The organism is Blautia sp. MSK.18.38, assembly GCF_024460535.1.
GTDB lineage: Bacteria > Bacillota > Clostridia > Lachnospirales > Lachnospiraceae > Blautia_A > Blautia_A fusiformis.
In genome coordinates, this window is sequence record NZ_JANFYP010000003.1 from 120,468 (window position 1) to 141,782 (window position 21,315).

The 21,315-nt window shown below is 44.6% G+C and carries 16 protein-coding genes and 1 pseudogene; 15 read left to right on the top strand and 2 right to left on the bottom strand.

Annotation, left to right across the window (positions count from 1 at the left end):
- Positions 1-93 precede the first annotated feature (93 nt).
- From NE638_RS03215 to NE638_RS03235, 5 genes are all read left to right on the top strand, one after another.
- On the top strand, positions 94-2,184 hold the full coding sequence (locus NE638_RS03215) for an elongation factor G (RefSeq protein WP_173745767.1): 2,091 nt from the start codon (positions 94-96) through the stop codon (positions 2,182-2,184).
- A gap of 159 nt (positions 2,185-2,343) precedes the next feature.
- Complete coding sequence (locus NE638_RS03220) at positions 2,344-2,514, top strand: hypothetical protein (protein ID WP_015525206.1); 171 nt, start codon at positions 2,344-2,346, stop codon at positions 2,512-2,514.
- Complete coding sequence (locus tag NE638_RS03225) at positions 2,511-3,518, top strand: LacI family DNA-binding transcriptional regulator (protein WP_021652638.1); 1,008 nt, start codon at positions 2,511-2,513, stop codon at positions 3,516-3,518. The genes NE638_RS03220 and NE638_RS03225 overlap by 4 nt, the downstream gene beginning before the upstream one ends.
- 219 nt (positions 3,519-3,737) lie before the next feature.
- Positions 3,738-5,414: a glycoside hydrolase family 13 protein gene (locus tag NE638_RS03230; RefSeq protein ID WP_022426497.1), complete on the top strand. Its 1,677-nt coding sequence runs from the start codon at positions 3,738-3,740 to the stop codon at positions 5,412-5,414.
- Positions 5,415-5,428: 14 nt separating this feature from the next.
- Entirely contained in the window at positions 5,429-7,420 is a 1,992-nt protein-coding gene (locus NE638_RS03235) for a glycoside hydrolase family 31 protein (protein WP_022426496.1), read from the top strand.
- A gap of 217 nt (positions 7,421-7,637) precedes the next feature.
- Here NE638_RS03235 and NE638_RS03240 read toward each other — a convergent pair whose 3' ends face one another.
- A complete protein-coding gene (locus NE638_RS03240) occupies positions 7,638-8,867 on the bottom strand; it encodes a dicarboxylate/amino acid:cation symporter (RefSeq protein ID WP_021652635.1) in 1,230 nt (409 codons plus the stop codon).
- Positions 8,868-9,120: 253 nt separating this feature from the next.
- On the opposite strand from NE638_RS03240, the gene leuS reads away from it, so the two are divergent.
- The 6 genes from leuS to NE638_RS03270 all read left to right on the top strand — a co-directional run bounded on the left by leuS (position 9,121) and on the right by NE638_RS03270 (position 17,119).
- Positions 9,121-11,538, top strand: coding sequence for a leucine--tRNA ligase (gene leuS / locus NE638_RS03245; RefSeq protein WP_021652634.1), 2,418 nt, complete (start codon positions 9,121-9,123; stop codon positions 11,536-11,538).
- A 346-nt stretch (positions 11,539-11,884) separates the two neighbouring features.
- Positions 11,885-13,246, top strand: coding sequence for a radical SAM protein (locus tag NE638_RS03250; RefSeq protein WP_021652633.1), 1,362 nt, complete (start codon positions 11,885-11,887; stop codon positions 13,244-13,246).
- Positions 13,247-13,337: 91 nt separating this feature from the next.
- On the top strand, positions 13,338-13,994 hold the full coding sequence (locus NE638_RS03255; protein ID WP_059085891.1) for a TVP38/TMEM64 family protein: 657 nt from the start codon (positions 13,338-13,340) through the stop codon (positions 13,992-13,994).
- A gap of 79 nt (positions 13,995-14,073) precedes the next feature.
- On the top strand, positions 14,074-15,360 hold the full coding sequence (locus NE638_RS03260; protein WP_059085890.1) for a chloride channel protein: 1,287 nt from the start codon (positions 14,074-14,076) through the stop codon (positions 15,358-15,360).
- Positions 15,361-15,507: 147 nt separating this feature from the next.
- The gene (locus NE638_RS03265) at positions 15,508-15,711 is read left to right on the top strand and encodes a hypothetical protein (RefSeq protein ID WP_059085889.1); all 204 of its coding nucleotides are present in this window, start codon (positions 15,508-15,510) and stop codon (positions 15,709-15,711) included.
- Positions 15,712-15,880: 169 nt separating this feature from the next.
- Complete coding sequence (locus NE638_RS03270) at positions 15,881-17,119, top strand: AGE family epimerase/isomerase (RefSeq protein WP_059085888.1); 1,239 nt, start codon at positions 15,881-15,883, stop codon at positions 17,117-17,119.
- A 177-nt stretch (positions 17,120-17,296) separates the two neighbouring features.
- Here NE638_RS03270 and NE638_RS03275 read toward each other — a convergent pair whose 3' ends face one another.
- A complete protein-coding gene (locus NE638_RS03275) occupies positions 17,297-19,048 on the bottom strand; it encodes an Rqc2 family fibronectin-binding protein (protein ID WP_059085887.1) in 1,752 nt (583 codons plus the stop codon).
- A gap of 149 nt (positions 19,049-19,197) precedes the next feature.
- Here NE638_RS03275 and NE638_RS03280 point away from each other — a divergent pair, with 149 nt between their 5' ends.
- The 4 genes and pseudogenes from NE638_RS03280 to rpoZ all read left to right on the top strand — a co-directional run.
- Positions 19,198-20,076 (top strand): YicC/YloC family endoribonuclease, encoded by an 879-nt coding sequence (locus NE638_RS03280; RefSeq protein ID WP_015525190.1) that lies wholly within the window; start codon positions 19,198-19,200, stop codon positions 20,074-20,076.
- Between the two features lie 45 nt (positions 20,077-20,121).
- Positions 20,122-20,394 (top strand): DUF370 domain-containing protein, encoded by a 273-nt coding sequence (locus NE638_RS03285; protein WP_059085886.1) that lies wholly within the window; start codon positions 20,122-20,124, stop codon positions 20,392-20,394.
- The gene (gmk, locus tag NE638_RS03290) at positions 20,387-21,007 is read left to right on the top strand and encodes a guanylate kinase (RefSeq protein WP_059085885.1); all 621 of its coding nucleotides are present in this window, start codon (positions 20,387-20,389) and stop codon (positions 21,005-21,007) included. The genes NE638_RS03285 and gmk overlap by 8 nt, the downstream gene beginning before the upstream one ends.
- Positions 21,008-21,060: 53 nt before the next feature.
- A pseudogene (rpoZ, locus tag NE638_RS03295) lies at positions 21,061-21,315 on the top strand (DNA-directed RNA polymerase subunit omega); the annotation flags it as partial.

Genomic DNA, 21,315 nt, shown 5'->3' on the forward strand with positions numbered 1-21,315 from the left:
AAGTTGTCAAAATTGAATAAAATACTTGAAATTTGCATGGAAATTTAGTAAAATGTGAACATATTAAGTAAGACAAACAGGGAGGTATTACATATGGACGTTTTCAGAACAGACCGAATCAGAAATGTAGTCCTATTAGGTCATGGTGGCGCAGGCAAAACAACACTGGCTGAGGCAATGGCTTATCTGGCAGGTATGACAAACAGACTCGGACGTGTTGAGGATGGCAATACTGTCAGCGATTATGACAAGGAAGAAATAAAGAGACATTTTTCCATCACAACTTCTTTGATTCCGGTACCATGGGATAAGATGAAGGTAAATGTACTGGATACTCCCGGATATTTCGATTTTGTGGGAGAAGTTGAAGAGGCAGTCAGCGCAGCAGATGCAGCGATTATCGTTGTTTCCGGTAAGGCCGGTGTTCAGGTTGGAACACAGAAAGCATGGAATCTCTGCGAGAAATATAAACTTCCGCGAATGATCTTTGTTACCGATATGGACGTGGATGATGTCAGCTATCGTGAGGTCGTGGAAGAGCTGACAGAGCTGTACGGCAAGAGAATCGCTCCTCTTCATTTCCCAATCCGTGAGGATGGTAAGTTTGTAGGTTATGTCAATGTTGTGAAACAGGCCGGAAGAAGATACATTGACAAGGCCGGTAAAGAAGAATGCCCGGTTCCGGACTATCTGACCGAATATCTTGAGAAATATCATGAAACTCTGATGGAGTCTGTTGCAGAGACAAGTGAAGAGTTTATGGACCGTTATTTTGAGGGAGATACCTTCTCCGTAGCAGAGGTTTCAGCCGCTATTGCAACCAATGTACAGGATGGAAGTATTGTTCCGGTATGCATGGGATCACCGGTGAACCTTCGCGGTGTATCTAACCTTCTGGATGATATCTGCGGTTACTTCCCAAGCCCAAGCGGACGTTCCTGCAATGGTATCGCACAGAAGACTAACGAGATCTTTGAGGCCAATTATGACTTTGCCAAGGCAAAATCCGCCTATGTATTTAAGACTATCGCGGATCCGTTCCTTGGTAAATATTCTCTGATCAAGGTATGCTCCGGTGTGCTGAAATCCGATGATACACTTCTTAATGTAGAGAAAGGAACAGAGGAGCGTGTAAACAAGCTTTATGTCATGGAAGGTTCCAAACCGATCGAAGTTCCGGAGCTTTTTGCAGGGGATATCGGTGCCATTGCCAAGCTTGGCAGTGTACAGACCGGTGACAGCCTTGCAACCAAGGCGAATCCAATCCTTTATCCAAAGGCTATACTTTCCACACCATATACATATAAGAGATTTAAGGCAGTGAAAAAGGGCGACGAGGATAAGATCGCACAGTCCCTTGCCAAGATGATGACAGAGGACAGAACACTGAAGGTTGTCAATGACAGTGCAAACCGTCAGAGCCTGATCTACGGTATGGGTGATCAGCATCTTGATATCGTTGTCAGCAAGCTGAAGGAGCGCTATAAAGTGGATGTGGAGCTTTCCAAACCGAAGGTTCCGTTCCGTGAAACACTCCGTAAGAATTCAGATGTAGAAGGCAAACATAAGAAACAGTCCGGCGGACACGGACAGTATGGCCACGTTAAGATGCGCTTTGAGCCATCTGGCGATCTGGAGACACCTTATGTATTTGAGCAGGTAGTTGTAGGTGGTGCAGTTCCGAAGAACTACTTCCCGGCTGTTGAGAAGGGACTTCAGGAATGTGTTCTCAAGGGACCTCTGGCTGCATATCCGGTTGTTGGTGTGAAGGCAACCCTTTACGATGGATCTTATCATCCGGTAGATTCTTCTGAGATGGCATTTAAGATGGCAACTATCCTTGCCTTCAAGAAGGGCTTTATGGAAGCGTCTCCTGTACTTCTTGAGCCGATCATCTCCATGAAGGTTACAGTTCCGGATAAATATACCGGTGATGTTATGGGAGATCTGAACAAGAGACGTGGTCGTGTTCTCGGAATGAATCCGGACCACGAAGGAAATACCATCATTGAGGCAGATGTTCCGCTTCTTGAAATCTATGGTTATTCCACTGTCCTTCGTTCCATGACCGGTGGAAGCGGAGATTTCTCCTATGAATTTGCACGCTATGAGCAGGCTCCTAATGATATCCAGGAGAAAGAGATCGCGGCACGCGCAAGCAAGGTTGACAGTGCTGACGAATAAACAGAGATATTTTTTGAGGGCAGAATAAAGAGTTGACAGGCTGCAGCATTTGCTGTAGCCTGTTTTTAGATGCGTTCGTGAATAAGCAGTCAGAAAAACGAATTGCGCTCATACAGGTTATTGAAGTATGAGCAAAAAAGAAAAGAGAGAGGACAAAAAATGTTAGTATGTGATTATATCGTGGAACAGATTGACGGAGATTATGCACATTTGAAGCGTGTGGATCAGCCGGAGGAGGAACTGAAAGTAGTTGCCAGAGCATTACTTCCGGCAGAAATCTATGAGGGCTGTGAGCTTCATTATGAGCTGATGCAGTATTCAATGAAATGATAAGGCTGCAGGATATCGCGGATATGGCAGGTGTCAGTCGTACAACCGTATCCAATGTGATCAATGGAAATACAAAACGGGTTTCACAGAGCACCATTGACCGGATCACGGCGATTCTGAAGGAGCAGAATTATGTTCCCCACATGGGATCTGTGATGCTATCCGGACACGGCTCAAGGATCATTGGAGTGGTTCTTGGTTTTTCCTTCATTCATGGTATGCAGTCTCTGCAGGATTCTTTTGTGGGAGAGATCACCGGAACGCTGCAGGTCGAAGCAGAAAACAGAGGCTATTATATTATGCTCATTGGCGGTGAACGGATCGATAATGTGGTAGATATGGCATCCCGTTGGAATGTAGAGGGTCTTATCATTATAGGGTATAATGAAGAACAGTATCATCAGCTTTCCAGAAAGCTGAATAAAAAAATGGTATTGATCGATGCCTATCCGAAGGGTGGATATAGCTTTCAGAATGTAGGAGTGGATGATTATTCCGGCGGATATCAGATTGGGGAATATCTGCATTCCTGTGGATACCACCGGGCACTTTTTGTTGCGGAAACAGAGCAGGACAGTGATTATGCCAGATGGCTTGGATTCAAACAGGCTATGGAAAAAAATGGCGGCTTCTGCAGCCGCTCCCGCTATGTGGTGGTTCCCCAGGAACCCCGGCGCAGACTGAAAAAATATGAAGAGCTGCTGCCTCATTTTCTGGAGACAAAGGCTCTGGCATTTTCTTCGGATTACACAGCTGTGGAGGCCATCAATTTTTTTACAGACAGGGGAATTCGGATTCCGGATCAGATTTCCATTACCGGCTTTGATGATAATTTTTATGCGCAGATCGTCAGGCCAAAGCTGACCACCATTCATCAGGATGTTCATCAGAAAGCAGTTCTGGCCTTGCGGAAGCTGCTTCTTATGGCAGAGGGAAAGGAACCTGCCGAAAAAAATGTAAAAAGCCCTGTCTGGCTTGTAAAGAGAGATTCTGTAAAAGAGTAGCAGGATCTCTTTTTTTATGTTGTGATGACTTTTCCTGGCACATCATCGAAATACGGTTGGAAATTATTTTTAGAGGCCAGTAGTGCTTTATTGTTAAAACTGCATAAAAAAAACAGAAAAGTTTGGCAGTAATTTAAGTTTCACGAGAAACTTATTGATTTTAAAGGTGGGATAGGATATGCTGATTTCAGAATCAACAGAAAAAGGAGGCAATTTACCATGAAAAAAAACTGGTGGAAAGAAAGCGTGGTATATCAGATCTACCCGAGAAGTTTTAAGGACAGCAACGGAGACGGAATTGGTGATATTCCCGGGATCATAGAAAAACTGGACTATCTGAAAGAACTGGGAGTAAATGTTCTCTGGATCTCACCCATGCTGGAATCTCCGCAGGATGACAATGGCTATGATATTTCCGATTACCGCAGGATCTATAAAGAATATGGAACCATGGAGGATTATGAAAAGCTTCTTGAAGAAGCGCATAAACGGGGCATTAAGATCCTCATGGATCTGGTCGTAAACCATACTTCCGATGAACACAACTGGTTTATTGAAAGCAGGAAATCCAAAGATAATCCTTACAGGGATTACTATATCTGGAGAGAGCCGGTGAATGGAAAAGAACCGAATAACTGGGGAAGTGCGTTCGGAGGACCTGCATGGGAGTATGATCCTCAGACAGAGATGTATTATCTTCACCTGTTTTCAAGAAAACAGCCGGATCTGAACTGGGAAAATGAAAAGGTTCGTCAGGAAGTTTACGATATGATGAATTTCTGGTGTGAAAAAGGAATCGACGGTTTCCGAATGGACGTGATCAGCATGATCTCCAAGGATCAGTCATATCCGGATGGAGAAATGAATGGAGGATTATACGGTGATTTTGGTCCTTACTGCGTCCATGGCCCGAGGATCCATGAGTTTCTTCAGGAAATGAACAGAGAGGTTTTATCCCGATACGATGTGATGACAGTTGGAGAAACCTCCGGTGTGACTATCGAAGAGGCACAGAAATATGCAGGTGAGGACAGAAATGAGCTGAACATGGTGTTTCAGTTTGAGCATGTAGAGGGCCAGGGATCAGACCATGGTAAATGGACTACCGAGAAATACGATTTCCAGGAATTTAAAAAGGTTATGATCAAATGGCAGGAAGAGCTTGCGGGAAAAGCATGGAACAGTCTGTTTCTTGGAAATCATGACCAGCCAAGAAGTGTTTCCAGATTTGGAAATGATAATCCGGCATACAGGGAAACTTCAGCCAAGATGCTGGCAACCTGTCTTCATATGATGCAGGGAACTCCTTATGTTTATCAGGGAGAAGAGCTTGGAATGACCAATGCTTATTTTACAGAGCTTAAGGATTATCGTGATATCGAGAGTATTCAGTATTTCCATGAATATACAGAAGCAGGTATTTATACACCGGAATATATGATGAAGTGCCTGATGCTGAGAGGACGTGACAATGCCAGAACACCAATGCAGTGGGAGGATTCTCATCAGGCCGGCTTTACGGAGGGAACGCCATGGATCAGGGTAAACTCTAATTATAAGGAGATCAATGCGAAGCAGCAGCTTTCAGATCCGAATTCTATTTTCCATTATTATCAGAAGCTGATCCGTTTAAGAAAAGAAAAACCAGTGATCGTTTACGGTGTTTTTGAGGCACTTTACAGAGATCATGATCAGATTTTTGCATATACCAGAACTCTTGAGGGAGAGAAGCTTCTCACAGTCTGCAATTTCAGTGAGCATGTGGCAGAAATGGAAATTCCGGAAGAATTTCAGAAAAATGCAGAATGTCTGATCACAAATCTTGGAAGAAAGGATTTTGGAAAGAAAGTGGTCCTGAAACCTTATGAGGCATTTGTTCTTTACAGAAATCTGTAACAGGAGAGGGAAAAATGATAAAAAAATATGTATATGGAGAGCCCTTTGAGACTGAGGCACTGACAGAAAACATTGAGACAGCAGAAGGAAAGCCAGGATATGGAGAAATCTGTGCAGAAGATGGATTTTCTTTTACTTATATCATGGATGAAGAGGATATCGTCTACGGATTGGGAGAATCCAACCGCGGTATCAACAAGAGAGGATTCATTTACACCAGTAACTGTACCGATGATCCGGAGCATACAGAGGATAAACATTCCCTGTACGGTGCACATAATCTTATCATTGTGTCCGGAAAAGAAACCTTTGGAATGTTTTTTGACTATCCGGCAGCGATCACCTTTGACATTGGCTATACCAGAATGGATACCATGAAGGTAACCTGCGAAAATGCAGACCTGAAGCTTTATGTGATTGAAGGGGAGAGTCCCTATGATATTGTAAAGCAGTTCCGTCATGTGATCGGAAGAAGCTATATCCCGCCGAAATTTGCCTTTGGATTTGGCCAGAGCAGATGGGGCTATACTACAAAAGAGGATTTCCGGAAGGTTGCAGCTGGATATCGTGAAAATCATATTCCTATTGATATGATCTATATGGATATTGATTATATGCAGTCTTATAAGGACTTTACATTAAGTGAAGAGAATTTTCAGGATTTTCCGGAATTTGTAAAGGAACTGAAGGATCAGGATATCCGTCTGATCCCGATCATCGATGCCGGCGTCAAGGTAGAGCCGGGATACGATGTTTATGAGGAGGGTGTTAAAAACCGCTACTTCTGCCAGAGAGAGGACGGCAGTGATTTTGTAGCTGCTGTATGGCCGGGGGATACTCATTTTCCGGATGTATTGAACAAAGATGCCAGAAAATGGTTCGGTGACAAATACCGTTTCCTGATCGAGAAGGGAATCGACGGTTTCTGGAACGATATGAATGAGCCAGCGATCTTCTATTCCACAGAGGGAATGAAAGAGGTCAAAGAGCTTGCAGGAGAATTTGCAAAAGATACGGAAGGAAAGATCCATATCTGGAAGATGCAGAGTGCACTTCGCAATGTTGCAAACAATCCGGAAGATTATCGGAGATTTTACCATAATGTGGATGGCAGAAAGATCCGCCATGACAAAGTCCATAACCTGTTTGGCTACAATATGACCAGAGCAGCAGGGGAGGCTTTTGAACGGATCGATCCGGAAAAACGTTTTCTGATGTTCTCCAGATCATCCTATATTGGTATGCATCGTTATGGTGGGATCTGGACCGGCGATAATAAATCCTGGTGGGCTCATATCCTTTTGAACCTGAAGATGATGCCATCTCTGAATATGTGTGGTTTCCTGTATGCAGGAGCAGATCTGGGTGGATTTGGCGCTGATACAACAAGAGAACTGCTGCTTCGTTTCCTGGCACTTGGAGTATTCACACCGCTGATGCGTGATCATACAGCGATCGGTACCAGAGAGCAGGAATGCTACCAGTTTGAAAATGTGGAAGATTTCCGTCATGTGATCGGTGTAAGATATCGTCTTATTCCATATCTTTACAGTGAATATATGAAGGCGGCTCTGAACGATGATATGTATTTCCGGCCGTTGGGCTTTGTTTATCCGGAGGATAAGATTGCTGTACATGTGGAAGACCAGCTGCTTCTTGGAAATGAGATCATGATCGCTCCGGTTTATGAACAGAACGCAAGAGGCCGTTATGTATATCTTCCGGAGGAGATGAAGTTTGTGAAATTCCTTCCGGATGGAACCATTGCAGAGGAGATCCTTGAAAAGGGTGTTCATTATGTAGAGGTGGCACTGAATGAGATTCCGTTGTTTATCCGGAAGGGAAAATGTATTCCGGTTGCAGAAGCAGCGGAATGTGTGGCAGCTCTGGATACAAAAAATATGCAGCTTCTCGGATATGAAGGTGCGGAGTATACCTTATATGAGGACGATGGGGTCCATAAGGATTACGACAGAGAAGAAAATTACCGTGTTCTGAAAAAATAAAGTCAGCAAAATGAAATATAAATTTCTGTGTTACATCATTTACGTTAAACAGTATAAAGAATACAGGATGTGAACAGTTGATAAACAGAAAAGCCGTAAGTATATGTGAAAGTTTCTTAAACATATATCTTACGGCTTTTGCTATTGCTGCTTTACATAAAATATTTTATGTAAAGTAATTCGCATTCTGTTTAAATAACACTTCAGAAAGATTTGTTTATGCTTCTTCCTCAATCTGGATAACATTTTTCAGTACAGAGCAGCATGCCATGTCACCGATAACATTGACACAGGTGGCGCCCATATCACAGAGGGTATTGATACTGATATAAACACCAAGAACTCCGGCAGGAAGTCCGGCCATAGTTGCCAGTGCTGCGAAAGATGCGATAGCACCACCGGGAACACCTGGAGTACCAACGGAAAGCAGTACGTTTGCAAGAAGGATAATGATCATAAGAGGAATACTTACATGGATCCCGCAGGCGTTTGCAAAGAACATGATCATAAAGGACATCAGGATAGATACAGCATCCATATTAACGGTAGCACCAAGAGGAATGGCGATGCTGGTGATCTGGTTGGATACGCCCATTTCTTCCTCCATACACTGCTTGCTTAATGGAATGGTTGCGGAGCTTGAGCAGGTTCCGAAGGCATTCAGTGCTGCTGGCAGGATCGCTTTCAGGAATTTCAGCGGACTCTGTTTGCCGATCAGCTTTACAGAGAGACCGTACACTACAATAGCGAAGCCAAAGAATGCCACATACAGAATGACAAGCTGTGTTGCAAGGGAAATGATCGTTTCAGTTCCGTTGGCTTCCACAACCGGTACGATGGTACAGAAAACACCGATGGGTGTAAAGTACATGATGGTTGTGATGATCTTCAGGCATACTTCATTGATGGAATCAATCAGATTCAGGAATGGAGTTCCTTTTTCACCGACTGCGATCAGTGTGAAACCGATGATCAGGGCAAACACCAGAACCTGGAGCATGTTTCCGTCAGCAAATGCGGCGATTGGGTTGGAAGGGATCAGGTTTTTCAGGGTGTCAAGGATACTGCTCATTTCTGTAGCCTGGATATCGGCTGTTGCCATCTCAAATTTGACTCCCTTTCCGAGATGGATCAGTCTCGGGATGATCAGTCCGCACAGGCTGGCAAGTGCCGTTGTGCAGAGAAAATAGATCATGGATGCTGCAGTGATCTTGCCGGTAGTACGTGCGTTTCCGATGGAACAGATTCCAATGACAATGGAACAGAAGACCATGGGAAAGATCATCATGTTCAGGGCGTTCATGTAGATACTTCCGATCAGACTGGTCACAGTGAGGACAGGTTCAAACCGTCCGGCCAGGAAAAGTCCTGTGAGGATACCCAGGATCAGTCCTGTAAAGATCGCACCGGTAATATGCTTCCGGTACCAGGAATAAAAAGATTTCATTTATGTGTTCCCTCCTAAGATAAATATGTATGGTATGTATAATATAGGAAAATACATGCAGGAAATTATATCATGTGAAAAAAGAAGCGTCAACTAAACCAGGCCAGGATTGCAGGTTCATGTATATTTTGATGGAAAAAGGCTGTTTTTGGATTTTTGTTTGACAAATACATCATAAGTAGTTAAAATTAATAGCAGTGTGTGAAAGCATTAAAGTATTAATACTGAGTAATTTGTCAGGAGGAATAAAAAAATGGCTGCACCTTATAACCATAGAGCCATCGAAGCGAAATGGCGCACAAACTGGGAGAAAAAGCCGGTAAATGTCAATGATGGCAAGAAACCGAAATACTACTGTCTGGATATGTTCCCGTATCCGTCCGGAAACGGTCTTCATGTAGGACACTGGAGAGGCTATGTGATCTCTGATGTATGGAGCCGCTATAAAATGCTCCAGGGTTATTACCTGATCCATCCGATGGGATGGGACGCTTTTGGTCTCCCGGCTGAGAACTATGCCATCAAGATGGGTGTTCATCCGGCAGTATCTACAGCAGCAAACATCAAAAATATCAAACGTCAGATCAACGATATCGCAGCGATCTATGACTGGGATATGGAGGTTAACACAACAGATCCGGAGTTCTATAAATGGACACAGTGGATCTTTGTAAAAATGTTCAAAGAGGGGCTTGCATATGAGAAGGAGTTCCCGATCAACTGGTGCCCTTCCTGTAAGACAGGTCTTGCAAATGAAGAGGTTGTAAACGGATGCTGCGAGCGTTGTGGCACTCCGGTTACCAAAAAGAACCTCCGTCAGTGGATGCTCCGCATAACAAAATATGCAGACAGACTTTTAAGTGATCTGGATAAACTGGACTGGCCGGAGAAGGTTAAAAAGATGCAGACAGACTGGATCGGCAAATCCTACGGCGCAGAGGTCGATTTCCCGGTTGAGGGAAGAGAAGAGAAGATCACGGTCTATACAACAAGACCGGATACTCTTCATGGAGCAACATTCATGGTACTTGCACCGGAGCATGCTCTTGCAAAATCTCTTGCAACAGACGAGACAAGAGAGGCTGTAGAGAAATATATCTTTGATGCTTCCATGAAATCCAATGTAGACCGTCTTCAGGATAAAGAGAAGACCGGTGTGTTCACAGGTACTTATGCGATCAATCCGCTGAACGGCGAGAAGCTTCCAATCTGGCTTTCTGACTATGTACTTGCTGATTATGGTACAGGTGCTATCATGTGTGTACCTGCTCATGATGACCGTGACTTTGAGTTCGCAAAGAAATTCGATATTCCGATTATCCAGGTTATCGCAAAAGATGGTAAAGAAATTCAGAATATGACAGAAGCTTACACAGAGGCTTCCGGAACCATGATCAACTCCGGTGAGTGGAACGGAATGGAATCTTCCGTACTGAAGAAGGAAGCACCGCATATCATCGAGAAGCTGGGTATCGGACGTAAGACTGTCAACTACAAACTGAGAGACTGGGTATTTTCCCGTCAGCGTTACTGGGGTGAGCCGATCCCGATCGTACACTGCCCGAAATGCGGTGCGGTACCGGTACCGGAGGATCAGCTTCCGTTAAGACTTCCGGAGGTAGAAAGCTACCAGCCGACAGGAACCGGAGAGTCACCGCTTGCAGCTATTGACGAGTGGGTAAATACCACATGCCCATGCTGTGGTGCTCCTGCAAAACGTGAGACAAATACCATGCCTCAGTGGGCAGGATCTTCCTGGTATTTCCTCCGTTATGTAGATAATAAGAATAATAAAGAACTGGTTTCCAAAGAGAAAGCTGATAAATATCTGCCGGTAGATATGTATATCGGTGGTGTAGAGCATGCTGTTCTTCATCTTCTGTACTCCAGATTCTACACCAAGTTCCTGTATGATATCGGAGCTATTGATTTCGATGAGCCGTTTGTCAAGCTGTTCAACCAGGGTATGATCACAGGTAAAAACGGAATCAAGATGAGTAAATCCAAAGGAAATGTTATTTCACCGGATGATCTTGTAAATGATTACGGATGTGATTCCTTACGTATGTATGAGCTGTTCGTAGGACCGCCGGAACTGGATGCAGAATGGGATGACAGAGGAATCGATGGTGTATCCAGATTCCTGAAACGTTTCTGGAATCTGGCTCTTGACAGCATTGAGAAAGATATCCCGGCTACCAAAGAGATGGAGAAGACCCGTCATAAGATGGTATATGATATCACCAGCAGACTTGAGGCCTTCAGCCTGAATACCGTAGTGTCCGGATTTATGGAATACACAAACAAGCTGATCGCTATCGCAAAGCAGAATGACGGCGCTGTTGACAAAGAAACCATCGAGACAGTTACCATTCTTCTTGCGCCATTTGTTCCTCATATTGCAGAGGAGATCTGGGAGAAGCTTGGTCATGAGGATTCCATTTTCCATGCACAGTGGCCGGCTCACGATGAGGAGCTTATGAAGGATGATGAGATCGAGGTTCCGGTTCAGATCAACGGCAAGACCAAGGCTGTTATCAGTATTCCGGCAGAAATCTCCAAAGAAGATGCGATTGCCGAAGGAAAGAAGGCAGTTGCAGATAAGATTTCCGGAAATATCATCAAAGAAATTTACGTACCGAAGAAGATCATCAATATCGTAGTAAAGTAATAAGATAAATCAAAAACACCCGAAGCAGGGCGGAAGATATTTCTGCCTTTGCCAGGGTGTTTTTTATATGGATAAACATCGTAAAATCGGTAAGTATGCACAAAAATAACGAATGTTATTTAGAATAAATGCCAATAATATTTAGGCATTTTAACAGATTTGCCTAGTTTTTGGTCATGCCAATTATATTGCCTATTGTTATTCAAATGGAAAAAACGTACAGTAACACCATGAGTCAGGCAAAGATAGTAAGAAAGCTTTGGTACTCGAAATGCAGTGTGACGGAATGAAGATGTCCGTTTAGCTAGATTGCATATTTACATTGAGAGAAATAAGGAGAGATAGTATGAGCGCAATGAACACACTTAAGAAATTCGGACTTGAACAGGCATTCAATTATGTTTATAAAGATCCGGATAAGAATTTTATCAAGATCATGGACTGGGCAGATAAATTTTCCGGTGGTGGATTTCCTACACAGAGAGCAATGATCCGCGCAGCCATTTCTAATCCGGAACATCCGTATTATCCGTTTATTCATAGATTGGTAACTGATATTGATCCGCATGTTATGAAAACTCTGGTTGCAAACTTCTTTATCAATGCAAATCTTGCAGGCTGGAAGAAACAGGATGAATGCCGTGAGAAATATGGCTGTAATATCCCGTGGGCAATCCTTCTTGACCCAACAAGTGCATGTAACCTGCACTGTACAGGATGCTGGGCAGCAGAGTATGGAAACAAGCTGAACCTCACCTACGATGAGATCGATGACATCATCCGCCAGGGTAAGGAGCTTGGCGTTTATATGTATATTTACACAGGCGGAGAGCCACTTGTAAGAAAAAAGGATCTGATCCGTCTTTGCGAGAAACATAATGACTGTATCTTCCTTTCCTTCACAAATGCAACACTGATCGATGAGGATTTTGCAAATGATATGCTTCGGGTAGGAAACTTTGTTCCTGCAATTTCACTGGAAGGATTTGAGACTGCAACAGATGGCAGAAGAGGAAATGGTGTATACCAGAAGGTTATCAAGGCCATCAATCTTCTCAGAGAGAAGAAGCTTGTATTTGGTATCTCTGCATGTTATACGAGTGCAAATTTCGAGTCTATCACATCAGAGGCATTTTACGACAGCCTGATCGATCTTGGAGCGTACTTTATCTGGTATTTCCATTATATGCCGGTTGGAAATGATGCAGCACCGGAGCTGCTTCCTACTCCTGCACAGAGAAGAGAAACCTATGAGCGTATCCGTAAATACCGTGCAACAAAGCCGTTGTTTGCCATGGATTTCCAGAATGATGCAGAGTTTGTGGGAGGATGTATTGCAGGCGGCCGTCGCTATCTGCATATCAATGCAAACGGCGATATCGATCCATGTGTGTTTATCCATTATTCTGATTCCAATATCCGCGAGAAAACACTTCTGGAAGCACTGCAGTCTCCGATGATGATGGCATATCATGACGGACAGCCGTTTAATGACAATATGTACCGTCCATGCCCGATGCTTGAAAATCCGCAGAAGCTGAGAGAAATGGTAGAAAAATCCGGAGCACATTCCACAGATCTTCAGTCACCGGAGAGTGCAGAGCATCTCTGTGCGAAATGTGACCGGTATGCTGAAAACTGGAAGCCGGTAGCAGAGGAAATGTGGAAGGAAGACCAGGAGAGAAAGGCAGCGAAGAAAGGCTGCTGATCCTGAAACTTAAAAAAGCAGAACTTATGAAAGAGCACGGTACCGGAAACAGGTGCCGGTGCTCTTTTTTTGAAAACGGAGGGATCAGACCATGAAAAAAATGATTGATAACATCAGAAAATATCTGCCGGCGGTGCTCCTTCTTGTGCTTCTCCTTTTCTGTATCCGTTATAGAGAGGATCTGTCTGTGGAAAGGATCTTAAGCTATACACCGGAGGAACCTGTTAAGGCTGCATTACTTATGCTTGGGCTTTATGCAGTGAAAAGTGTCTCTTTTATATTTCCAATTGCGATCCTGCAGCTTGCTGTAGGGCATCTGTTTTCTACAGGAACAGCACTTCTGGTGAACTTTCTGGGAAGAGCAGTCACATTGGCGCTTCCTTACTGGATGGGACGTTTTTCCGGCTCTTCCATGGTGGAGAATCTTACTTCCAAATATCCGAAGCTGAAAACAGTGGTGGACTATCAGAACGGAAATCCGCTGTATATCTCTTTTTTTATGAGAACGCTGAATTTTTTGCCCGGGGATGCAGTGAGCCTGTTTCTGGGCGCGGTGAAGATCCCGTTTGAAGTATATATGCTGGGCGGGATGCTGGGAACATTTCCGGGAGTTATCCTAGCCACGATATTTGGAGCAAATATCAAGAATCCCGGATCACCGGCATTCTGGCTTTCCGCAGTGCTTCTTGTGATGATCAGTGTATTCTCGGTCCTGATACATAGATATATTTCCGGGAAGAAAAAATAAAAGGGCTTTCTCCTTCCTGCTTTTACTGTGAAGAAAAATGTAGTATAATGCAGACAGTAAAGAAAAGAAGGGAAGGAACATGGGGATCGATCATAACAAAAGATTAAAGGAACATTTATATTATTACAGCGCAAGAATCAGCCGGGATATCTCAAATCTGATCAAGTGGCTGGTTCTTGCTGTCATTACAGGATGTATCGTAGGAGCTGCCAGCACACTGTTTTCTTTTACGTTGAAGGCAGTGACCAATTACCGGAAGGCTCATGAATGGATTTTCTTTTTGCTGCCATTATCCGGACTTGTCATTGTATTTTTGTATGAGAAGCTTGGAAAAGAGGATGGAGGGACCAATCAGGTTCTTTCTACCGTGCGTTCCAGAGATGATGTGCCAATCCTTTCTGCGCCTCTGATCTTTATCACAACGGCGCTGACTCATCTTACCGGTGGTTCTGCGGGACGTGAGGGAGCAGCGATCCAGCTTGGAGGAAGTATTGCCAACCAGCTTGGAAGATGGATCCATCTGGACGAGGAGGACCGTCATGTAATTGTCATGTGCGGCATGAGCGCGGCGTTTTCCGCATTGTTTGGAACACCGATGGCAGCGGCAGTTTTTGCGCTGGAAGTGGTCAGTGTGGGCGTGATGTATTATGCAGCACTGATGCCGTGTATGATCGCGTCATTGATCGCTTCCGGATTTGCAGCCGGAATGGGAATCACGCCGGAAAGTTTTCATGTGACGGATATTCCGGCACTGACTGTGGAAACTGGCCTGAAAATGGGAGTGATCGCTCTGGGCTGTGCAATTGTCAGCATTATGTTCTGTATTGCGCTGAATGGTGCAGCAGGACTTTATGGCAGATGGTTTAAGAATAAATATGTCAGGGTTGCAGTGGGCGCCTGCCTGGTCATTGTTGTCACCTTTATTCTGAGAACAGATGAATATATGGGCGCTGGTGCGGAGCTTATTGAAAAAGCGGTGGAAAACGGACAGGCGGATACTTTCGCCTTTTTTTGGAAAATAGTTCTTACAGCACTGACTATGCGCGCAGGGTTCCGCGGGGGAGAGATCGTACCTTCTTTCTGCATTGGAGCTACCTTTGGCTGTGTGATGGGTAATCTTCTGGGAATTTCTCCGTCGATCTGTGCAGCCTGCGGAATGGCAGCAGTTTTCTGCGGTGTGACCAATTGTCCGATCACTTCGATCCTGATCGCTTTTGAAATGTTTGGATTTAAGGGAGTATCCTTCTATCTGATCGCAGTATCTATCAGCTATGCAGCATCGGGATATTATGGCCTTTACAAGGATCAGACCATTGTGTACTCCAAATATAAAGCAAAATATGTGAACCGACATACCAGATTCTGATATAGAACGAAATGTGAAGGGGTGTGTATACTGGCATAATATCTTATGGAATACCGCATGGACATGGCTGGAAAATATCTGGACATCTGCGGAAATCTGATGTAATATATTAAACGTTAGTATTTACAGAAAGGCAGATTTTAAGGTATGGAAGAGAAGATTCTTGATTTTATCATGGAGTATGCACAGGAGAATGAGGGAGTCCCGTTTCAGGTGATCGAGGAGAATTTTAATATCGTTATGGATGATAAGCTGAAAGATATCATCAGTGATGCGATCTGGGACAGGGATAATGTTTCCGATGTGATCATGGAAAGTGATCGTTATGTGATCACCTGTTTTGAAGATTAATACAGGGCTATCTGTGACCGTTACGGTAATGGAATTAAGAAATCTGATATGAGGAGAATGCATATAGGGCATTCTCCTTTTTTCGTCAATCTGTCAAAAGAATCCAAAGGAATTGAAGTCCCCAAAAAAGAATGGTATCCTAAAGAAAAAAGTAGATGGGGTGGTTGAAATGAACAGCAAATATGAGATCAGCACAAAAGAAAACCGGGAATTCCTGAAAGCATCCTGTGAGGAGCTTTTGAATTTCGGACATCGGTTTCCTTCACCGAATGGAGGTTCCTATTATCTGGGGGACGACGGAACACCATGGAAGGACAGAAACCGGGAAACCTGGATCACCTGTCGTATGGCTCATGTATACAGTCTGGGTCTGATGCTTGGCCATGAGGGAAGCGGAGAGCTTGCGGATGCGGCATTGAAAGGTCTGAAGGGAGAGCTTCACGATGAAAAAAACGGTGGCTGGTATGCAGGTGTAACACCGGAAGGAGGTATTGTGCCCAATAAACAGTGTTATGCCCATGCATTTGTGATCCTGGCTGCATCTTCCGCACTGACAGCCGGAAGGTCCGGGGCGAAAGAGCTCCTTGAAGAGGCATTGGCTGTTTATGACCGACATTTCTGGAATGAAGAGGAAGGGCTGGCCTGCGACACCTGGAATACGGAATTTACCGTGCTGGATGATTATCGGGGATTAAATGCCAATATGCATACGGTAGAGGCTTTTCTGGCAGCAGGAGATGTCACCGGGGATAAAAAATATCACATTCGTGCAGGCAGGATCATTGATCATGTGATCCAGTGGGCAGAAGATAACTCCTGGAGGATCCCGGAACATTTTACGAAGGAATGGGTGGCAGATCTTGACTGCAACCGTGACCGTCCGGATGATCCGTTCAAGCCATACGGCGCAACACCGGGACATGGAATCGAATGGGCAAGGCTGATCACACAGTGGACGCTTGCAAACTGTGGAGAAGAGAAAGAAAAACTGGAAAAACATCTTCAGGCAGCAGAAAATCTTTACACAACAGCAATAAAAGACGGCTGGAACGCAGATGGTGCACCGGGAATTGTATACACGACAGATTGGAATGGCAAACCGGTGGTACATGACCGTATGCACTGGACTCTTGCGGAAGCGATCAATACCTCTGCAGTTCTTTATCATGTGACCGGTAAGGAGAAATATGCGAAAGATTATGCTGCGTTTATGAAGTACCTGGATGAAGTGGTCATGGATCACGAAAACGGCTCCTGGTTTCATCAGCTGGATGAGCAGAATCATCTGAAAGGAACCGTATGGCCCGGAAAATCCGATCTGTACCATGCACTGCAGTCTACACTGATCCCATATCATAAAGCAGATACGTCTATTGCACCGGCAGTGAAGAAAAAACTGGAGATCTGAACAAAATCGTTTTGCGATTTTTGTTCGTGAGCATGTAACGAAGCGGAGTGCGAATGTTCAATAAAAAAAACTTCCTGTGTTTACAGAAAAATTTCTCAGGACAGATACTTGCAGAGATACAGGTATCCGGTCTCGAAGAAATACGAGAACACAGGAAGGTTTTTTGTTGAATAGTTATTACTCCGTAACCTCTTTCAGATCCGAAATATCCGGAGAAGCCATGAGAGAATAATTGGTGTAATAAACAACGAAACCGGGTTTCGCACCGGCAGGTTTTTTCACATGCTTTTTCTGGATATAATCGATCTCTACCTTGGGAGCAGAGTGTCCTTTGGAGTACCAGGCTGCCAGGCGGCCTGCTTCTTCGAAAGTACGGTCCGGAAGTTCACCGTCTTTGGTGCGGACGATCACATGGGAACCAGCCATTTTCTTTGCATGGAACCACCAGTCATTTCCGGTTGCGAACTTGAAAGTCAGCTCATCATTCTGGAAATTGTTTTTTCCTACATAGATATCAAAACCGTCACTGGATATGTAGTGGAGCGGTTTGGATTTCGGCTGGGCTTTCTGGCCTTTTTTGTTTGTGTAGTGACGTTTGATATAGCCGTACTCAGTGAGCTCTTCCTTGATCTGGGAAAGGTCACTTTCAGATCTGGCGATATCCAGAGCATTGGAGATAGATTCCAGATGAGAGATCTCACTTTCCGTATCTGTGATCTGTTCTGTGACGGCTTCCTCTGTACGCTTTAGCTTTCCGTATTTATCAAAATATTTCTTGGAATTCTGTGCCGGAGTCAGTGTCGGGTCAAGAGGGATAGTGATCTCCTCGTTGGTGTAATAATTCAGCGCTTTAAACGATTTGCAGCCTTCTTCAAGCCCGTATCCGTAGGTATTGATCAGTTCGCCGTAAACTTTGAATTTATCTTTCTTGGCAGTATCGTTCAGCTGTTTTTTCTGGATGTTATATTTTTTTCGGTTACGTTCCAGAGCAGTCTGTACTACGCGACGAAGATCGGAAGATTTCTGGTGGATCCTTGTCAGCAGACTCTTGGTAGCATAATAAGTCTCCAGCATGGCAGAAACACTGTCAAAAGTTTCGCTGCGGTATTCACTGCCAAACTGCTGATAAGGAAAGACACCGTATTCCACAGGTTCTTCTCCGCGGTAGACAATATTCGGAGTGAATTCTCGGTTTTGGATCTGTTCCATCAGGCGGAGAAAGGTATGATAAAGATGGGTGCAGGCCGTCTCATCCAGAGACTGTGTCGCATCACTTCCGTCAATAGATGCACGGTAGCAGATCTCCTCAGCCATTACCGGGCTCATACCGGTGAGGGAAGTATAAAGCGCTTTGGAAATGTTTACCGGTTTTTTGCAGATATGTCCGGTAAATTCTTCCTCGGAAACTGTCAGCGGATTTTCTTTATCCCGGGTATTGGGAATGAAATATTCTCTTCCGGGAAGAACCTCACGGACAGAGCTCATATGAGAAGAGACATGTTTGATGCTGTCCAGGATCATTCCCTTTTCGTCACAGAAGATGATGTTGCTGTGCTTGCCCATCAGTTCCATGATCAGACGCTTTCTGCAGGGATCCCCCAGCTCATTAAGATGCTCCAGCTCAAATTCCACCACGCGCTCCATTCCAGGCTGCTTCACATCAAGGATACGGGCGCTTCCGATGTGCTTTCTGAGAAGCATGCAGAAGTTCGGTGCGGTTAAAGGACTGATACGGTTCTTATCTGTAAAATAGATCAGAGGAAGGGATGCGCTTGCACTTAAGAGAAGACGTTTCTGTCCATTTGCGCCCTTTCCTGTGATCAAAAGTTCATCGTTTTCCGGCTGGGCGATCTTGTTGATACGGCCGCCTTTTAAATTATCATCGATCTCTGCCACGAGAGCAGAAACTGTAATTCCGTCAAATGCCATGATTTTACCTCCATTTCAACATCAATCATTATAACAGTAAAAAAAGAGTTTGACTAGGGTTTTGGAATGAACTATAATAAATCCGTATGCAATCAGTTACTGTATTTATCAGCAGCTGATAAACTTAAGAGGCAGTATTGGAGGATAACATGATAAAAAGTATGACCGGCTTTGGCAGGGCAGAAGCAGTTTCCAGAGAGCGTAAGGTTTCTGTTGAACTGAAATCCGTCAATCACAGATATCTGGATCTGAACATCAAAATGCCGAAAAGACTCAGCTATTTTGAGGGAGAGATCCGAAATGTGATGAAGACTTATATCCGCCGCGGCAAAGTCGATGTGTTCATCACCTATGAAGACTATACAATGGGCGGAATGGCTCTGAAATACAATGCAGAGCTGGCAAAGGAATATCTGGGCTATCTGAACCAGATGAGTGAGGAACTGGGGATCGAGAATGATATCCGTGTTTCCACACTTTCCAGATATCCGGATGTGTTTACGATGGAAGAGCAGGCTCCGGATGAGGAAGAGCTCTGGAATTTTCTGGAGGGTCCGCTTCATGAGGCCTGCCGGAAATTTGTGGAGACCCGCCAACGTGAGGGTGCTAATCTGAAACAGGATCTTCTTGGGAAGCTGGACGGACTGGAAGCAAAGGTCGATGTAGTGGAAAAACGTTCTCCGGAAGTAGTGAAGGCTTATCGGGAGAAACTGGAAGCCAAGATGCACGAGCTACTTGAAGATAACCAGATCGATGATTCCAGGATCGCCGCAGAGGTGATACTTTTTTCAGATAAGATCTGCAATGATGAGGAGACGGTACGTCTTCGAAGCCACATCCACGGAATGAGAAAGATCCTGGATGAGAACGAGGGCGTGGGACGTAAGATGGATTTCATGGCACAGGAGATGAACCGTGAGGCGAACACTATCCTGTCTAAATCCAATGATCTTATTGTATCCAACGCGGCCATCGATCTGAAGACAGAGATCGAGAAGATCCGTGAGCAGATCCAGAATATCGAGTAACCGGGCAGGAAACAGGCTGTACACAGACAGAAAGGGAGAGCGTAAATGGCGAAACTTATTAATGTAGGCTTTGGAAATGTTGTCAATTCACGCAAGATCGTGGCTGTGGTAAGTCCGGATGCCGCTCCTGTAAAGCGCATGATACAGAGTGTCAAGGGGACCCGAACTCTGATCGATGCCACACAGGGAAGAAAAACAAAAGCAGTGATCGTTACTTCCGATGATTATCTTGTCCTTTCCGCTCTGCAGCCGGAAACCATTGCCAGGAGATTTTCGGAAGCGTATGGAGAGGAAACGAGGGAGGAAGAAAATGAGTAAGGGAATTTTAGTTGTTGTTTCGGGCTTTTCCGGTTCCGGAAAAGGTACTGTCATGAAACGGCTGATGGAAAAATATGACAATTATGCATTATCTGTTTCTGTTACTACCAGAAATCCAAGACCAGGCGAGAAGGACGGAGAGGCTTATTTCTTCCGCACAAAAGAAGAATTTGAACAGCTGATCCGGGAAGACGGACTGATCGAGTATGCGCAGTATGTGGAGAATTATTATGGCACACCCCGCAAATATGTAGAGGAGCAGCTTTCCGCAGGGAAAGATGTGATCCTTGAGATTGAGATCCAGGGTGCCATGAAGATCCGTGAGAAGTTTCCGGATACACTGCTGGTATTTGTATGTCCGCCGTCTATGGAGGAGCTTAAGAACCGTCTGGTAGGTCGAGGAACAGAGACTCTGGATGTGATCAACGGGCGTCTCAGAAGAGCGGTTGAAGAATCCAGAGGAATGGATAAATATGATTATCTCCTGATCAATGATGATCTGGAGGAATGTGTTGATACACTTCATGAGACCCTCCGGTGTGAGCGCATGCGTACATCCAGGAATCATGATTTTGTATCCAGGATCCAGAAAGAAGCGGAAGCTTTTTTATAAATACCAATTAACAAGTTAAATACGGCCCTGCCGTTACAGAAGGGAGAAAAGATATGATACATCCATCTTATTCAGAATTAATTGAGGCTATCAACACAAACAACGAGGACGACGATGAGGCTCTCGTGCTGAACAGCCGTTATTCTCTTGTACTTGCAGCAAGCAAACGTGCCCGCCAGCTGATCGCAGGAGCAGAGCCGCTTGTACCTGGTGCAGCAGGAAAGAAACCGCTTTCCGTTGCCATTGATGAGCTTTACAAGGGCAAAGTAAAGATCCTTCCCGGACAGGAGGAAGAGGAAGAGCTGGAG

Bases quoted from the DNA above. Each gene is read 5' to 3' on its own strand.
- NE638_RS03250 (WP_021652633.1), top strand. From the start codon at position 11,885: ATGAGCGCAATGAACACACTTAAGAAATTCGGACTTGAACAGGCATTC.
- NE638_RS03265 (WP_059085889.1), top strand. From the start codon at position 15,508: ATGGAAGAGAAGATTCTTGATTTTATCATGGAGTATGCACAGGAGAAT.
- NE638_RS03240 (WP_021652635.1), bottom strand. From the start codon at position 8,867: ATGAAATCTTTTTATTCCTGGTACCGGAAGCATATTACCGGTGCGATC.
- NE638_RS03220 (WP_015525206.1), top strand. From the start codon at position 2,344: ATGTTAGTATGTGATTATATCGTGGAACAGATTGACGGAGATTATGCA.
- leuS (WP_021652634.1), top strand. From the start codon at position 9,121: ATGGCTGCACCTTATAACCATAGAGCCATCGAAGCGAAATGGCGCACA.
- NE638_RS03270 (WP_059085888.1), top strand. From the start codon at position 15,881: ATGAACAGCAAATATGAGATCAGCACAAAAGAAAACCGGGAATTCCTG.
- NE638_RS03230 (WP_022426497.1), top strand. From the start codon at position 3,738: ATGAAAAAAAACTGGTGGAAAGAAAGCGTGGTATATCAGATCTACCCG.
- NE638_RS03280 (WP_015525190.1), top strand. From the start codon at position 19,198: ATGATAAAAAGTATGACCGGCTTTGGCAGGGCAGAAGCAGTTTCCAGA.
- NE638_RS03235 (WP_022426496.1), top strand. From the start codon at position 5,429: ATGATAAAAAAATATGTATATGGAGAGCCCTTTGAGACTGAGGCACTG.
- NE638_RS03275 (WP_059085887.1), bottom strand. From the start codon at position 19,048: ATGGCATTTGACGGAATTACAGTTTCTGCTCTCGTGGCAGAGATCGAT.
- NE638_RS03285 (WP_059085886.1), top strand. From the start codon at position 20,122: ATGGCGAAACTTATTAATGTAGGCTTTGGAAATGTTGTCAATTCACGC.
- NE638_RS03215 (WP_173745767.1), top strand. From the start codon at position 94: ATGGACGTTTTCAGAACAGACCGAATCAGAAATGTAGTCCTATTAGGT.
- NE638_RS03225 (WP_021652638.1), top strand. From the start codon at position 2,511: ATGATAAGGCTGCAGGATATCGCGGATATGGCAGGTGTCAGTCGTACA.
- gmk (WP_059085885.1), top strand. From the start codon at position 20,387: ATGAGTAAGGGAATTTTAGTTGTTGTTTCGGGCTTTTCCGGTTCCGGA.
- NE638_RS03260 (WP_059085890.1), top strand. From the start codon at position 14,074: ATGGGGATCGATCATAACAAAAGATTAAAGGAACATTTATATTATTAC.
- NE638_RS03255 (WP_059085891.1), top strand. From the start codon at position 13,338: ATGAAAAAAATGATTGATAACATCAGAAAATATCTGCCGGCGGTGCTC.